Consider the following 16,010-nt stretch of genomic DNA (forward strand, 5'->3'; position numbering starts at 1 on the left):
CTACATCACACAATTACCAGATAAACAGCATTAGTTCAGAACTCTAAGAAGTTATCTTCTACTCAATAAAATCTCTAAAAACAAATGACCTTACAAGAACTTACCAGTCTAATTTTTGAGAGTACTATTTCTGATTTAATCATACATAAAAATAACGGAGTTAACTTTTGCACTAATGATTCTTATGACAAAGGCAATCTACTCATATCCTATGCTGGGTACGGCTATCAAGAACACTACACACAAACAGAAATGACCAATTTTCTTTTAGAATGTGGTTTTAATGTAGACAACAAACTAAATGCAAGAGCCAATGGTAGGTCAGCATTACATTGTGCAGTAGCGAACGCTCATTTTGAAATTGTAAAAGTGCTTATTGAAAATGGAGCATTAATAGATATAAAAAATAAAAACGGAAATACTCCGCTATGGAATGCAGTTATGATGTGTAGAGGAAATGAAAAGCAAAAAGAGATTATTAAATATCTGGTATCTAAAGGCAGTTCTGTAGACACAAAGAACAATCACGATTTATCACCTAGAGACATTATAAACCGTATTGGAGAAGGTATTGATAGCAACCAAAACGAAAAAGAATGGGACTTAAGGTTTTTGCTTTAGCATAAAAAGTTAGATAAATTTCGATTCTTATAACCTACATACAAACCATTTAAAGCTTTTAAAAAATGACTTTTTACGAAAGATATATGGACGGAGAAACTACATCGGTCTATAACGAAATAGAAAAATTAGACTTTGATACGCTAAGTGTTGATGACAAAATTGATATTGACAAAGTACTTACAGAAACCTTTGAAAGAGTTCATTTTAATTCACAAATCATCTACAATCAACTTATAGAAATAGGATATCTATTTAAAACAGAATTCGAATTCAACTTTGAAAGACCCTTACACAAACCATTAGTAAATACTGAGTCGCTTATAAAAGAATTAGACAGTGCGGTAAGCCCCTTCGGCTATGTACCATTATCTCTAAAATATTTTTATAGAATCGTTGGCGGCGTAAATTTTGTGTGGGACTATGAAACCAATTCTAAATTTATGTGGAATATGGCAGATCCTATACAAGTAGCTAGCATAGATAGTATAGTTGAAGAAGTAATTAATGAAGACTGGATTGAAAATATTCAACCATACGTTGATGATGAAGAATTTGGATGTGCATTTCTAGATCTATCTGCAGATGATTTACATAAAGATAATGCAAGTGGCGGACAGCCATATTCTTTAGAAATAACAAAAAAACAAACTATAGATGGTAGATTCTTGAATGAAGTCAACGAAACATCTTTCATAAATTATCTAAGAATATGTTTTGACTATTGCGGGTTTCCTGGTATTACATATGATGAAAATAATGACTATCAATCTTTTTTCGATAAGGTAAAACCGCTGATGAAAAAAATATAAGAAAACGATATTCTAAATACTGAAAAAATATGGGGCTATTTGACTTTTTAAAGAAACGCGACAAAAAACAAGAAACTGTTCAATTACAATCTAAAAAAGAAGCGAACATTTCAAAAATCAAGCAGTACATTGACATACCAAAGTCAATAGCAGATAAAGTAACAGAGATAGACAAAATCACATCTAATAAAAATTTAGATGTGAAGTCCAGGGTTGAAGAGCTTATGAAAATTTATGAATCGTTAACTGATGATCAAAAAAGAACTAGAGCAGGTAGATATGTAATTATACATATCGCAGAAGTATGCTTTTCTGAAAGATGGATCGAAGACGCTTTTGATAATTTCAATTTTGCAATGCAATTTAAAGACACTGTCGGTAATCCGTTTTTACACCTTAGACTAGGGCAATTAAACTATTTAGTACAGAACAAAGACAAAATGCATGATGAATTAAGCAGAGCAATCATTATGGACGGAGAAGCTATTTTTAAAGATGAGGATCTCAAACTAATTGAAATGGTAAAAAGTGTTTTAAAAAAACCCGAAGATTGTTCTTGGGCAGCATACGAAGGTCAAGATTGGGCGATAACTAAATAACAAAGGACCACTACCCTATTAATTAAATACCATTCAATAGTTTAAAGTTTATAAATACACAAGATGCTTTTTGATGCAATAGTTAGTTTCTTCGTTGACGTAATTTTTGATGGAATTCTACATAAATTTTGGAATTTTTTGGGTAGTACATTAAACAGAATCGATAAATTCTTATTTAAGAGAAAGAAATAACATATGCTGAAGGAAAAATTGCAGTATCAAAAGCAGTAGTTAGAACAAATAATTAAAGCTGTATTAATTAGTATGAAAGCAATAAAGGAATTAATAAATATTGATGAACCTGGTTGGGCATTGGTTGCTGAATGGATAAAAGATGCAACCAACAAAATTGAAGTTCTACCCAAAAACGAGAAAGAAGCAGATAATGCACTGTATCAAACTCAAGTGTCAACTCGCTCACCAATGGGTGCTATAATATACGAAACTGGCGGTCTCTTAATTGACCATGGCTGGATTAGAATTTTGGGTTCTGGTAACCAAAAATTAGATAGAACTTTACCCGAATGGAATAAAGGGAAAACGTTTAAAGAATATGGAGATAAACCATCTATATTCTTAGTTGCAGATGATGTAGTCGGCGGATTTTTCGTAATAAATGGTGGTGCATTAGGCGATGATTTAGGCAATATATATTATTTCGCGCCAGATGCCTTAGAATGGGAGTCAATAGATATTGGCTATTCTGATTTTCTATGGTGGACATTTACTGGTGACCTGTCTCAATTCTATGCCAACGCACGTTGGACCGGTTGGGAAAAGGAAATAACTGAAATTAATGGAAATCAAGGTATCGCATTCTATCCTTTCTTATGGACAGCACATAATCACATTGACGATTTGACAAGAAAAATAGTGACAATTTCAGAGATATGGGCATTTCAACAAGGTGCGCTAAAGCAATTAAACAATGGTGATTAAACTAGTTTAGATATTAAAATAAGAGGTTTACTACACTTCAAGAATTACAATTATAAAAATGACCAGAAATATAGTATTGACCTTTTTTTTCTTCATCAACACCTTCATTTCATTTTCTCAATATACATGGACAAATGGAGAGGTTCTTTTAAAAAACGGTAAGACTGTAAAGGGTGAAGTTAAGATTCCTGTTGTATCAAAAGACTTAATACATTTTAACGGAAAATCTAAAGTAAGGGTTAAGGACAAAGTCAACGGAGGTAAATCTGTATTTAATGAAGATCAAGTAGAGTTAATAAAATTTATATTCTCTGAAAGAGAAATTGCCTATTTCAAATACATCCCTGTTTCTAAAAAGAAGCAAGAAATATTCTGCATTGTTAGCACAGGCCCAGTTACACTTTATGGTAGATCTGTGGGCATGACCTCAACAAGACCTGGAGTCATCTCTTTTCATAATTTAAATGAATTTTATGCGCAGAGGGCTAATGAGACAATTGCCACACCTCTATTTACCGCAAGACCTTCAAAGTCTTTTAAAAAGCGTGCAATTGAATATTTTAATGATTGTCCTACCCTAGTTTCTAAATTAAGAAATAAAACTTTTAATAAAGATGATATTATGGCAGTTGTTGAAGAATATAATAACTGCAGCAAGTAATACTTTGCATATTTTTTCAGACAACAAAACAGCTCCTTTGACGTTACTTAAGCTCAACTTAAACCATAATTATCATGTATAAAAAAGTATTAGTAGCTATTGTTTTAATAATCTCATTTGTAAAAATAAGTAGCGCACAAGAATTACAAACGCAAGTAGAAACAATCAATGCTTTTATAGAAGAACATAGTGAAAGTAATAGAAATTATTACGCAAAAATAAATGCCACACAAGGTAACATTTACTTCTACAATGGACTTCAACATGCAATGCAGCTAACATTTCCTGTTCTAAAAATGGACGCAGATAATATAAAAATCACCAAAAAAGGACTAACATTCCATCCTAAGGAAAAGGACTTAGTGGTTATTAAGAACTTTTCAACTTTTGCCCCCAAAGATATTGGTACTGCTTGGCTTAATATTATTAAGATGAGCAAGAAAGACAAAACAGAACTACAAAGTATGATGAAAAAGTTTATCATAGATTACCAAACTGCTATGAAATAATACAAGAGATTTAAAAGATGCCTATAAATCAAAAAGCCCTAAGAATATATCTTAGGGCTTTTGTTATATATAATATAGGCGATTATTTACCACCATCTAATTTATCTTGTAATGTTTTCAATTTATCCCAATCTCCAGAAGCAGCTAATTTAGCTTGTTTTGGCCAGCTACCTGGTTTGTGCATAGTATAGCGCGGACCAGCTTCTTTTAAAATACCCTCTAAGGTTTTAACAGATGCTCCTGCTAATTTAGCAAAGGTACCTATACCCTTCTCTGTCAATATAGATGCAATTTTTGGACCTATACCTTCTATTTTCTTTAAATCATCTTTTTTTGCCTTAGCAGCAGGTTTCTTAGCTACTGCCTTTTTAACGGCAGGTTTCTTGGCAGCCGCTTTTTTAACCGGTTTCTTTTTCGCCGGTAATGCGGTTAAATCAACAACACTATTATCTATACCTGCATATGGAGATGGAACATAAGCATCAGCAGCATGGTCGTTGAACCAGCCTTTGTCTTCGCTCAAGTATCTAAACTCATAACTTTTACCAGTTTCAAGTTTAATACTCTTTACGTACGATCCGTTCTTTTTTTCCATTTGGTATGAACTATCGTTTGTTTGCCAATCATTGAAATCTCCCAACAATATAACATTTGCCTCACTTGGTGCTTCATTTGCCCCAACTGTAAACGTAACCGTAGTATGCGTACCCTTTCCTTTTGTTTCTTTTGTTAATGCCATTTTTCCGTAGTGTTTTAATTCTAGATAAAAGTTACATAGAAATTACTCATTTTCAAAAGTTTGCATTAAAATATTAGCAGATTTTAAAAATTAGATAAGATTAAGCCTATTGAAACTCCTTTTAATTAAAAACCTTACAACTTATTATTAAATATATATTATGATTATTGTTCTACTACAAATAGAATAGATTCCAATGATGTAAAAAAACTATAATATTTTATAATTAAAATATATTATCGTAATATTGCAATGAAACAATTAACTTAAAGCATGGGATTAGCAAAAACAGAAATGTTTACTGACGAACAAAACAAGATTTCATTGTTTGCCAAAGTATTTGGTCATCCGGCACGTGTTGCTATTTTACAGCATTTATTTAAAATAGATGCATGTATATGTGGCGATTTGGTAAACGAAATTGGTTTGGCACAACCCACTATTTCTCAACATCTAAAAGAACTGAAAAATTTAGGATTGATCAAAGGAAACGTTGAAGGCACCAGTGTTTGCTACTGTATAGATAAAGACAACTGGTCAAGCATGAAAGATATTATGCTGAAATTCTTGAATCAAGACATACCAAATACCAATTGTTGCTAAAAAATTTACATTCATTTATCGCTTTATTACGATTAACATACTACAACATACATTTATTTTAAAAACAAGATTATGAAATTATCAGAAATTAAAAATCATTTGGCAGAACTAGATACTATAGCATTTGAATTACCAAATGGAGAATTAGTACCAAACCATTTTCATGTAACAGAAGTGGGCAAGATTACCAAGAATTTTATAGACTGTGGTGGTACTGTCCGTAATGAGGAAGTTGTGAATTTTCAGTTATGGAACGCAAACGATTATGACCATAGGTTACACCCAGAAAAATTGATCAATATCATTGAACTTTCTGAAAAGGTATTAGGCATAGAAGATTTAGAAATTGAAGTGGAATACCAAGGACAAACCATTGAAAAATTCGGATTAGATTTTGACGGTACCAATTTTAGATTAACATCTAAACAAACAGACTGTTTGGCAAAAGACAACTGTGGTATACCTGCAGAGAAACCCAAGCTGAACCTTTCTGAAATGGACCAACAATCTAGCTGTGCTCCAGGTAGTGGATGCTGTTAATCAAACTTACAATAGAACAAGTATTAAAGAAATAACTATGCTACCAAAAATAGAGCAATTGATAAGCTCCTTAAGAACTGATTTAATTACAAAAGATCGCAAAGAAGTATTACAGCCGTTAATAGATTTTATCCAGCAGAAAAAAGCCGCTAATTCAGCTATTAGAATCAACTTTATTTGTACCCACAATTCTAGAAGAAGTCACCTTTCTCAAGTATGGGCACAGACAATGGCTACCTATTTTAATATTAACAATGTATTTTGCTATTCTGGTGGCACAGAGGCTACGGCACTCTTTCCTATGGTAAAAGAAACATTAAAGAATCAGGGTTTTCAAATTCAAAAATTATCAGATACTAGTAATCCTGTTTATGCTATTAAGTTTTCTGAGAATGAGCATCCGGTCATTGGTTTTTCAAAATCTTATGAAGATTCATTTAATCCAACTTCACAATTTGCAGCAGTAATGACCTGTTCACAAGCAGATAGTGGCTGTCCTTTTATTGCGGGTGCAGAAAAAAGGGTACCTATCACTTTTGAAGATCCAAAAGCGTTTGATAATACGCCGCAGCAAGCAGAGAAATATGCTGAAAGAAGTATTCAGATTGCAACGGAACTTTGTTATGTATTCTCACAAATCAACAAGTAAAAATGGCATCTAAAAAATTAAGTTTTCTAGATAAAAACCTAACTTGGTGGATTTTTGCTGCTATGGCTCTAGGTGTTGGTATTGGTTACTTTTTTCCAAGTTTTCCAGATATCATCAACACTTTCAATAGTGGTACTACTAACATTCCCATAGCCATCGGGTTAATACTAATGATGTATCCGCCATTGGCAAAAGTAAACTATGCGTTATTACCCAAAGTGTTTAGAAACACTAAAATTCTATCTATCTCTTTGATACTAAATTGGGTCATTGGTCCCGTTTTAATGTTCGTCTTGGCAATTACCTTTTTGTCTGACTACCCAGAATACATGGTTGGTCTAATACTTATAGGTCTGGCGCGTTGTATTGCTATGGTATTGGTATGGAACGATCTTGCCGATGGCAGTAGTGAGTACGGAGCAGGATTGGTGGCATTGAACAGTATTTTCCAAGTATTTGCCTATAGCTTTTATGCTTGGATATTTATTACCGTACTACCACCCTACTTTGGTTTTGAAGGTGCAATTGTAGATATCTCTATTGGTACGATCGCTGAAAGTGTAGCTATCTATTTAGGATTACCGTTTTTAATGGGAATACTAAGTAGATTGATTTTAGTAAAACTCAAAGGTGAAGAATGGTACACCACCAAGTTTATACCTACCATTTCGCCATTGACTTTGATAGCACTTTTGTTTACCATCGTAATCATGTTCTCATTAAAAGGAGAGTTAATAGTAGAAATACCTATGGATGTACTCATCATTGCAGTACCGTTACTAATCTACTTCACCTTAATGTTCATTATTGGTTTTTTCTTTACCAAAGCAACAGGTGCAGCATATGATAAAACCGCTTCAGTAGCCTTTACCGCAGCCGGAAACAATTTTGAATTGGCCATTGCCGTTGCAATTGCCGTATTCGGTCTAAATTCTGGTCAGGCATTTACCGGCGTAATCGGCCCTTTAGTTGAAGTACCTGCACTTATATTTTTAGTAAAGGTCTCCTTTTGGTTAAAAAAGAAATATTTTAATGTAGCCAACAAGCCAGTGGTATAAATAACTTTGTCACTTTTGAACACATAAATAATAGTAATATAAAACTTAGCCTCTATCTACAAATCTTGTGCATAGAGGCTATTTTTTTTTGCTGAAGTCGTAAGATGTATAGAATAGGAAAAAAGTATTCAATATTCGGCAATTAGCATACAGTTAGAAAGATGTATCCCTTTACTTTTGCCAAGGTAAAACTGATTTATACATTTAAAAGAATACGCATGAGTAAGATAGTATTAATTACAGGAGCATCATCTGGCATGGGGAAATCTACGGCCAACATTCTAAACAGCCAAGGCTATATTGTTTATGGTGCTGCAAGAAGAGTAGAAGAAATGCAAGATTTAAAGCTACAGGGAATACAAATTGTACCTTTAGATCTTACCAAAGATGATTCTATTGTATCGTGCGTAAACACAATACTAGATAAAGAAGGTAAAATAGATATTCTAATCAACAATGCTGGTTATGGCTCTTATGGAACTGTGGAGGATGTTTCCATAGCAGAAGCTAAAAGGCAGTTCGAAGTTAATTTATTTGGTTTGGCACGCATTACACAATTAATATTACCAAAAATGCGAGAACACAATTATGGTAGAATTGTAAACATTTCGTCTATGGGAGGTAAGGTATACTTACCCTTGGGTGCATGGTATTTCGCTACCAAACATGCTTTAGAAGGTTGGAGCGATTGCCTACGTTTAGAAGTTAAACCATTTGGAATTGATGTGGTCATTGTAGAACCAGGCGGAATCAAGACCCCTTGGGGATTAATTGCTGCTGAAAGCTTAAAAGAAACCTCTGGTTCAGGTACTTACGCTACATTTGCAAATGCTGTGGCAGAAACTATGAAAAAAGACTTTACCAATGATCGCTTTACAGATGTGCAAGTATTAGGAAAAACGATAGCCAAAGCAGCTACGGTAAAAAATCCGAAAATCAGATACGTAAAAGGGTACTCTGCCAAGTTCGCCATAACAATGCGTAAATGGTTTGGTGACCGTATATTTGACAAAGTGATTATGAGTCAATATAAATAGCATGATTAAAAGAATATTAAAAAAAATAATGATAACAACCTTAGTAATAATAGGTCTACTGGTTATCGCCATTCTGGCATTTACCAATTTTTATCCGAGTTTTGGGGGTAATAGCACCAAAGAACAAAAATTGACTTACTCAAAATCTCAACAATTTAGCAATGGTAAATTCCGAAATGTAAATCCCGTACCAGAAGACTTATCCTTTTCTGACAAGTTAAGTTTGGCATATACCTTTTTCACCACCAAAGTACCCAATGGGCGCCCCAAAGAAGATTTGGTGCCTAAAAAGTTAGATACTACACATATTGCAGATTATGATGGAGAGGCTAGATTAATCTGGTTTGGACATTCCTCTTTTCTATTACAGATCGATGGAAAAAATATTTTAATAGACCCAATGTTTGGAGCCGTTGCAGCCCCTCACCCACTTTTAGGAGAAAAACGATTCAATAAAGAGTTCCCAATAGCCATTGATCAATTACCACAAATTGATGCCGTAATCTTTTCTCATGATCATTATGACCACTTAGATTATGAATCTGTATTGAAAATCAAGGATAAAACAAAACATTTTTATACGCCACTTGCCGTTGGTAACCATCTTAGATCTTGGGGCGTTTCAGATTCACAGATAACAGAATTGGATTGGTGGCAAGAAACACAGTTAGGCTCCCTTAAATTTGTTTGTACGCCAGCACAGCATTTCTCTGGCAGAGGTTTAAATAACAACCAAAGTACTTTATGGAGTTCTTGGGTCATAACCTCAAAAAACGAAAATATCTTCTTTAGTGGTGATAGTGGCTATGCAGATCATTTTAAAGAAATAGGGAACAAATACGGTCCTTTTGATCTTGCCTTGATGGAATGCGGTCAATACAACAAATTGTGGTCAGATATTCATATGATGCCTGAAGAAACAGCACAAGCCGGCCTAGACGTAAAAGCAAAAAAGATAATGCCTATTCATTGGGCAGGTTTTAAATTAGCCTTGCATGAATGGACAGATCCAATTATAAGAGTTAAAACAAAGGCAGCCGAACTAAATATTAAAGTGATCGCACCACAAATTGGGCAAGAAATAATAGTAAAAGATTCAGTTACCACCTACCCCAACTGGTGGCAGAATATTTAAGTGATTTATTATGAAGGAAATTATTAAAATTAATAATGTTGCAGATGTTCATTCTTACTTTAGTTTGGATAAACCAAAACACCCTTTAATTTCCGTATTAAGAATTGGCGAAAATTGGGACCAGATAGGTCTAGAAAATTTTAAATACTCCTTAGGACTTTATCATATCAGTTTAAAAGATAATTGTGCTTTTACCATTAAAAACTATGGTAGAAATTCATATGATTACCAAGAAGGTTCTATGATTTTTATGGCTCCTGATCAAATAATGGAATTTGAAAAACAAAATATTAATACCTCAGACCAGGGTTGGACGCTGATGTTTCATCCAGATTTAATTAGAAAATCTGAACTAGGTAAGAAAATAGACCTGTTTACTTTTTTTGAATACGCATCTAACGAAGCCCTACATTTATCAGATGACGAGAGAAAAACGATAACGGAAATAGTAGAAAAAATTGAAAAAGAATACAGTGGTAATATTGATACTCATAGTCAAACCATTATTATTTCTAATCTAGAATTGTTATTTAATTATTGTGTTAGGTTTTATGACAGACAATTCTACACACGTACCAATTTAAATAAGGACATAGCAGCTAATTTTAAAAAGCTACTAAAGGAATACTACAGTCAAAACAAACAAATTGAGCTTGGTATACCAACGGTACAATATTGTGGAGAAGCGTTGAATATTTCAGCTAAATACTTGAGTGATTTGCTTAGAAAAGAAACCGGACAAGGAACCCAAGATCACATTCACCAATATATCATAGAAAAAGCAAAGAACAAACTATTAAATTCAAAGAAAAGTGCTAGTGAAATAGCATATTCTTTGGGGTTTGAATATCCACAGTATTTTAGCAAAATTTTTAAAAAGAAAACTTCTATGAGTCCTAATGAGTATAGATTAAACTTAAATTAGAAATACTTTTGGCATCAGTAACTTTCATTTTTTTTTGACCAGTATTCTCTAAATACGTTTTTTACTTCAACCAAAGACAACTAACTATTTTCTAGTTAAGAATACGTTAAACATTATAAAAAACATTCTACTCCGTATTTTATTAAGCATATTTACGATATGAAACAGTCCTTAAAGTCTGAATTATCAAAACAACTCATACTCAATGAGGCGTTTAAACTTTTCTATGAAGATGGATTTAAGACTACTAGTATAGACAAAATAATGAAGGCGACTACCATGACAAAAGGAGCTTTCTATCATCACTATGCAAATAAAAAAGAACTAGGCATAGAAATAATTACACAAAAATTACAAAGTAGAGTTCAAAAAAGAATGGTATACCCACTATACCAAAACGGTAATGCATATGCTATTTTAGAAGATACTTTTTTAAACAGTCTTAAGTCTTTCAGCATGTATGAAAAGAAACACGGTTGCCCCACAAATAATCTTATCAATGAAATTGGGGATAATGAAAAGGTATACCAAAGAGCGTTGAAAAACATCATTGAGGAATGGAAAAGAGCTCTCATAGAGTTAATTGAACGAGGAAAGACAGAGAACTCTATTAAAAAAGAAATTTCAAGTGCTGCAGCCGCAATTTATTTAATTAGTGCTTTTGAAGGAATACGTGGAATTCGTAAACTTTATGATGATGACAAAGTGATGGACGAATATTTAAACGGGCTATCTATTTACTTAAAACAATTAAAACAATAATTTTTTTTACCAAAAAACATACCGCTTAGAATGTTTTTTAAAATTACAGATACTATGAACAAAGACAGAAGAAACTTCATTAAAAAATCGACCATCCTTGGTGCTGCCGGTGCAGCCATACCTGCCCTAGGGTTTGCTAATAAAAAAGAAGAATTATTTGAAAGACCTAAAGTACTATTCTTCGATGTTAACGAAACCCTTTTAGATTTAACAGCTATGAAAGATAGCGTTGCTAAAGCGCTGAACGGCAGAAATGATTTGTTACCGCTATGGTTTACGACTATGTTGCAATATTCACTTGTGTCTACAGTTGCAAATCAATACAATGATTTTGCCATTATTGGTACTGCAGCTTTGCAAATGGTTGCAGCAAACAACGGCATAACCCTAAGTCATGACGAAGCAAAAAAATCTATTGTAGACCCTATTCGTTCATTGCCTGCACACCCAGAAGTTCCATCTGCTTTACAATCTTTAAAAGATGCGGGTTACAAATTGGTTTCTTTTACCAACTCATCAAACAAAGGAGTTGAAACTCAATTTAAAAATTCTGGATTGACCAAATACTTTGATCAACGCTTAAGCATTGAAGATATGGGAAAATTTAAACCACATGTAGATGCATATAACTGGGCTGCCAGAAAAATGAGCATACAACCAAAAGAGTGTTTACTTGTAGCTGCTCATGGCTGGGATATTTCAGGAGCACTTTGGGCAAATTGGAGAGGAGCCTTTATCAGTAGACCTGGTGCACAACTATACCCTTTATCCCCTACTCCAGAGATTAACGAACCTGATTTAACATTGGTAGCCAAGAAATTAATCAGCCTATAAAAAATCAATGAAATGAACTTAGAAAACAAAGTTATCATCGTTACCGGTGCCTCTAGGGGTATTGGTCAAGAAGTTGCTTTTCTCTTAGCTGAAAATGGAGCCAAAGTGGTTGTAAACCATTCCAATAGTTCTGAAGACGCAGAAAAGACCGTAAACAAAATCAAAGCTAATGGCGGTGAAGCAATCGCCATTAAAGCTGATGTCAGTAATAGAGAACAAGTGACACAACTGTTCGATAAAACTATCGCTGCATTTGGCGAAGTAAACGTATTGGTAAACAATGCTGGAATTATGATTTCAAAGGAGCTAAAAGATAGCACCCAAGAAGATTTCAGTAAGTTATTTGACGTTAACGTTAGGGGTATATTTAACACCTTACAAGAAGCTAACACTAAGCTTGCGGATAAAGGAAATATTATCAACTTTTCTTCTAGCACCGTAAAACTAATGTTCCCTACCTACGCTTTATATTCTGCTTCTAAAGCAGCCGTAGAACAGATGACACGTGTTTTTTCTAAAGAAATAGGCAGAGGAATTTCTGTTAATGCCTTGGCACCTGGAGCTACAGAAACAGAATTGTTCATGAAAGGGAAGTCACAGGAATTTATAGACAAACTGAGTTCTATGAATGCCTTTGACAGACTTGCACAGCCTATTGATATCGCTAGGGTTGTACTATTTTTGGCAAGTGATGAATCTAAATGGATTTCTGGTCAAACCATTGGCGCCAACGGTGCTCTAATTTAAACCTTAATAAACAATATGAATTTTAAAATTACCACACTACTAGTTTTTACCATTTTAATAACTTCTTGCAAAGGAGAAAAAAGTGTCAAAAAAGAAGAAATAAGTACACCAACCTTTGAAAACAAAGGTCAAGAACTTGTTTCTAAAATGCTTGAAAAAGTAGGCGATTATAAAATGTTACGCAGTAAAAAGGATGTAGTATATACTTACACTTACCAAACTCCAGATGGCAAAACAGATATTTCTAATGAAAAATACATTTTTGACGGTGAACTATCTTACGGTAAATACGAAAAGCACCAAAGAACATTAGGTAATCTTGAAGGATCCATTGAACAAGGCTATGATGGCAAAGAGTTTTGGCTTAAAAACAATGGTGAAATTATATTGGATAGCAGTGCTCTAAAAAGAGTGGCGTTTAACAGACCTACCAATTTTTATTGGTTTACAATGTTTCAAAAGCTAATGGACAAAGGTGTATCATACGAATATCTTGGCGAAGAAACCCTGAAAAACACTCCGTATGAAATCGTTAAAGTGTCCTTTGATTTTGGAAACTCAAAACCTACGGATATTTATCAGTTATACATCAATAAAAACACCCATTTGGTAGATCAATTTCTATTTACCGTTGCTGATTTTGGAGCAATGGAAACACCTAATTTAATGGTATTAGAATATGAAGATGTAGACGGAATGTTAATACCTACAAAAAGAAAGTATAAAAAATCTACTTGGAAAGCAGCGGTAAGCGATGCTCCATGGATAACCGTAAATTGGTCTAACATTAGTTTTGACAACAGCTTAAAACCTCAAGAATTTAAAAAATAAGTATCTGATAACTAAATTTTTAAATAGTAATACCTAAGTTATACTTATAGAAACGATTTGCCTTTTGGCAAATCGTTTTTTACTTAGTAAAATAATCAAAACACTATCATTCAACAGCAAAGCAGAACCTGCCACAACCAATGACTAGTGGAAGATTAACAAATTTTAATATAGGTTCTTATCAAAATTAAATACATTGCAAGTCTGTTTAAAATCAGCCAATAACTCTAAAAGCCTTTAAACGGTAAACAACTTAAGATATATTAACGACCTAACAACCAACTCAACTTATGTCAACAAACTCCGACTACTCCACGTTTGAAAATTTAAACGAAGAACAACTACCCGTTGCAAAACATAAGTTACATGATTGGACCCACTTTGCAGGTCTGTACGCCGCTGAACACGTTGCAGCAACAGAATTTGTAATTGGCGCAACGTTTGTTGCCTTAGGGGCAAAAACAATGGATATTATACTTGGGCTTTTAATAGGTAATATTCTAGCCGTTCTAAGTTGGACATTCATTACATCACCCATAGCAGTAGAGACAAGATTAAGCCTTTACACCTATCTCAACAAAATTGCGGGAGACTCAATGACCAAACTTTACAATTGGGCAAACGTCATTATTTTCTCGGTCATATCCGCAGCAATGATTACCGTATCAGCTACTGCCGTGCGTTTTGCTTTTGATATTCCCGCTCAATTAAATTGGTACCCTACCAACATGTGGTTTGTAGTCATCGTTTTTTGCGTTGGACTCGTAGTGGTATCCATTGCGTTATATGGATTTAATGCAGTATCTGAATTTTCAGGTATTTGCGCACCTTGGCTTTTTGTAATGTTTACGAGCGGTGCCATGGTATTATTACCAGCTCTTTCTTTAGATGTATTGGGCACTACATTACCTAATGGCTGGAACGATTTGATATCACTCGGAGACCAATCCATATGGACAGGAGTAGATAGTGCCGGCAAACCCGGTATTGGCCTGGTTGAAGTCATTGGCTTCGCTTGGGCAGCAAATACAATTACCCATTTCGGATTAATAGATATGGCTTTGTTACGTTTTGCCAAAAAGAAATCTTACGGTCTTGCCACCAGCACAGGCATGATGTTTGGGCACTATGTGGCTTGGATAGCTGCAGGGATTATGGGAGCAGGTGCAGCAGTTATCATAGGTAAAACTATTGTAGAACTAGACCCGGGAGACGTTGCATTTTACGCATTGGGTTGGTCTGGTTTTGTTATCGTAATAGTTGCCGGATGGACTACTGCAATTACTAACCTATACAGAGCTGGATTAGCTGCACAGGCTATATTTCACAAACATTCACGTAAGAAAACAACCATTGTGGTTGGCTTGATTACCATTAGCATTGCTTGTTTTCCATTTGTATTTTCACAAATACTGCCACTATTAACTTATGCCGGTTTATTGGTCGTGCCTGTTGGTGGTATTGTGTTCGCTGAACATCAGATATTTCCAAAGATTGGATATACACGTTATTGGTCATCTTACCGTAACCTAACTTTTAGCACACCTGCAATTGTATCATGGGGATTAGGGCTGGTATTCGGTTTTGGCTTGAATGCATTAAACGTTATGTCATTCTTCTATCTATTTATACCTACATGGATTTTCACCATCGCTATTTACACGGTTCTTGCTGGCAAATACGGAGCCAAAAACAAGTACCCACAAGCTGAGGAAAAAGAAAGACTACGAAATGAACAAATTGAAGCATACCAAGAAGAAAAAAGCAAACTAGAGACTAAACCTAAGAAAGACACTTCGGTACTATCTAAGGTTATAAAACTGGTGTCGATCATTGCACTTATAATTACATTGGTATTGGCAGGTATTGTACTGTTTGACAGTGCAAACGAAAATATCTATGTTGAAAATAGAGAAACATTTTATCGCTATGCCTTTATATGTACCGTAACTTACTTTGTTACTGCTTATTGGGCATTACTACGTGGCAAATCAAAAAAACTAAGCTAA

19 protein-coding genes are annotated in these 16,010 nt (G+C 34.2%); 18 read left to right on the forward strand and 1 reads right to left on the reverse strand.

Annotation, left to right across the window (positions count from 1 at the left end; all coding sequences use genetic code 11):
- Window positions 1-84: 84 nt before the first annotated feature.
- The 6 genes from PXD56_RS09935 (at window position 85) to PXD56_RS09960 (ending at window position 4,141) form a co-directional block, all read left to right on the forward strand.
- Window positions 85-621, forward strand: coding sequence for an ankyrin repeat domain-containing protein (locus PXD56_RS09935; RefSeq protein WP_276493180.1), 537 nt, complete (start codon window positions 85-87; stop codon window positions 619-621).
- Window positions 622-686: 65 nt separating this feature from the next.
- Window positions 687-1,433: a hypothetical protein gene (locus PXD56_RS09940; RefSeq protein ID WP_276493181.1), complete on the forward strand. Its 747-nt coding sequence runs from the start codon at window positions 687-689 to the stop codon at window positions 1,431-1,433.
- Between the two features lie 29 nt (window positions 1,434-1,462).
- Window positions 1,463-2,032, forward strand: a complete 570-nt coding sequence (locus tag PXD56_RS09945; protein WP_276493182.1) for a hypothetical protein — start codon at window positions 1,463-1,465, stop codon at window positions 2,030-2,032.
- Between the two features lie 264 nt (window positions 2,033-2,296).
- Window positions 2,297-2,971, forward strand: a complete 675-nt coding sequence (locus PXD56_RS09950) for a DUF2625 domain-containing protein (protein ID WP_276493183.1) — start codon at window positions 2,297-2,299, stop codon at window positions 2,969-2,971.
- A gap of 58 nt (window positions 2,972-3,029) precedes the next feature.
- Window positions 3,030-3,632: a hypothetical protein gene (locus tag PXD56_RS09955; protein WP_276493184.1), complete on the forward strand. Its 603-nt coding sequence runs from the start codon at window positions 3,030-3,032 to the stop codon at window positions 3,630-3,632.
- 74 nt (window positions 3,633-3,706) lie between these two features.
- The gene (locus PXD56_RS09960) at window positions 3,707-4,141 is read left to right on the forward strand and encodes a hypothetical protein (RefSeq protein ID WP_276493185.1); all 435 of its coding nucleotides are present in this window, start codon (window positions 3,707-3,709) and stop codon (window positions 4,139-4,141) included.
- Window positions 4,142-4,223: 82 nt separating this feature from the next.
- Here PXD56_RS09960 and PXD56_RS09965 read toward each other — a convergent pair whose 3' ends face one another.
- Entirely contained in the window at window positions 4,224-4,880 is a 657-nt protein-coding gene (locus PXD56_RS09965; RefSeq protein WP_276493186.1) for a helix-hairpin-helix domain-containing protein, read from the reverse strand.
- Between the two features lie 273 nt (window positions 4,881-5,153).
- Between PXD56_RS09965 and PXD56_RS09970 the strand changes: the two genes are divergently transcribed.
- From PXD56_RS09970 to PXD56_RS10025, 12 genes are all read left to right on the forward strand, one after another.
- Window positions 5,154-5,483 carry an ArsR/SmtB family transcription factor gene (locus tag PXD56_RS09970; protein ID WP_276493187.1) on the forward strand — a complete coding sequence of 110 codons (330 nt, stop codon included), beginning with the start codon at window positions 5,154-5,156 and terminating at the stop codon, window positions 5,481-5,483.
- A 72-nt stretch (window positions 5,484-5,555) separates the two neighbouring features.
- Entirely contained in the window at window positions 5,556-6,023 is a 468-nt protein-coding gene (locus PXD56_RS09975; protein ID WP_276493188.1) for a DUF6428 family protein, read from the forward strand.
- A gap of 37 nt (window positions 6,024-6,060) precedes the next feature.
- Complete coding sequence (locus PXD56_RS09980) at window positions 6,061-6,672, forward strand: arsenate-mycothiol transferase ArsC (protein WP_276493189.1); 612 nt, start codon at window positions 6,061-6,063, stop codon at window positions 6,670-6,672.
- Window positions 6,673-6,674: 2 nt separating this feature from the next.
- On the forward strand, window positions 6,675-7,730 hold the full coding sequence (gene arsB / locus PXD56_RS09985) for an ACR3 family arsenite efflux transporter (protein WP_276493190.1): 1,056 nt from the start codon (window positions 6,675-6,677) through the stop codon (window positions 7,728-7,730).
- Between the two features lie 218 nt (window positions 7,731-7,948).
- Window positions 7,949-8,767: an oxidoreductase gene (locus tag PXD56_RS09990; RefSeq protein ID WP_276493191.1), complete on the forward strand. Its 819-nt coding sequence runs from the start codon at window positions 7,949-7,951 to the stop codon at window positions 8,765-8,767.
- Between the two features lie 28 nt (window positions 8,768-8,795).
- Window positions 8,796-9,902, forward strand: coding sequence for an MBL fold metallo-hydrolase (locus tag PXD56_RS09995; protein WP_276493192.1), 1,107 nt, complete (start codon window positions 8,796-8,798; stop codon window positions 9,900-9,902).
- A gap of 10 nt (window positions 9,903-9,912) precedes the next feature.
- Window positions 9,913-10,827: a helix-turn-helix domain-containing protein gene (locus PXD56_RS10000; RefSeq protein WP_276493193.1), complete on the forward strand. Its 915-nt coding sequence runs from the start codon at window positions 9,913-9,915 to the stop codon at window positions 10,825-10,827.
- Between the two features lie 159 nt (window positions 10,828-10,986).
- Window positions 10,987-11,589 carry a TetR/AcrR family transcriptional regulator gene (locus PXD56_RS10005; RefSeq protein WP_276493194.1) on the forward strand — a complete coding sequence of 201 codons (603 nt, stop codon included), beginning with the start codon at window positions 10,987-10,989 and terminating at the stop codon, window positions 11,587-11,589.
- 54 nt (window positions 11,590-11,643) lie between these two features.
- The gene (locus tag PXD56_RS10010) at window positions 11,644-12,423 is read left to right on the forward strand and encodes a haloacid dehalogenase type II (RefSeq protein WP_276493195.1); all 780 of its coding nucleotides are present in this window, start codon (window positions 11,644-11,646) and stop codon (window positions 12,421-12,423) included.
- 12 nt (window positions 12,424-12,435) lie between these two features.
- Entirely contained in the window at window positions 12,436-13,170 is a 735-nt protein-coding gene (locus tag PXD56_RS10015) for an SDR family oxidoreductase (protein WP_276493196.1), read from the forward strand.
- A gap of 15 nt (window positions 13,171-13,185) precedes the next feature.
- Complete coding sequence (locus PXD56_RS10020) at window positions 13,186-14,001, forward strand: DUF6503 family protein (RefSeq protein WP_276493197.1); 816 nt, start codon at window positions 13,186-13,188, stop codon at window positions 13,999-14,001.
- A 290-nt stretch (window positions 14,002-14,291) separates the two neighbouring features.
- On the forward strand, window positions 14,292-16,010 hold the full coding sequence (locus tag PXD56_RS10025) for a purine-cytosine permease family protein (protein WP_276493198.1): 1,719 nt from the start codon (window positions 14,292-14,294) through the stop codon (window positions 16,008-16,010).

It is taken from the genome of Maribacter zhoushanensis, from assembly GCF_029350975.1.
Taxonomy (GTDB): domain Bacteria; phylum Bacteroidota; class Bacteroidia; order Flavobacteriales; family Flavobacteriaceae; genus Maribacter; species Maribacter zhoushanensis.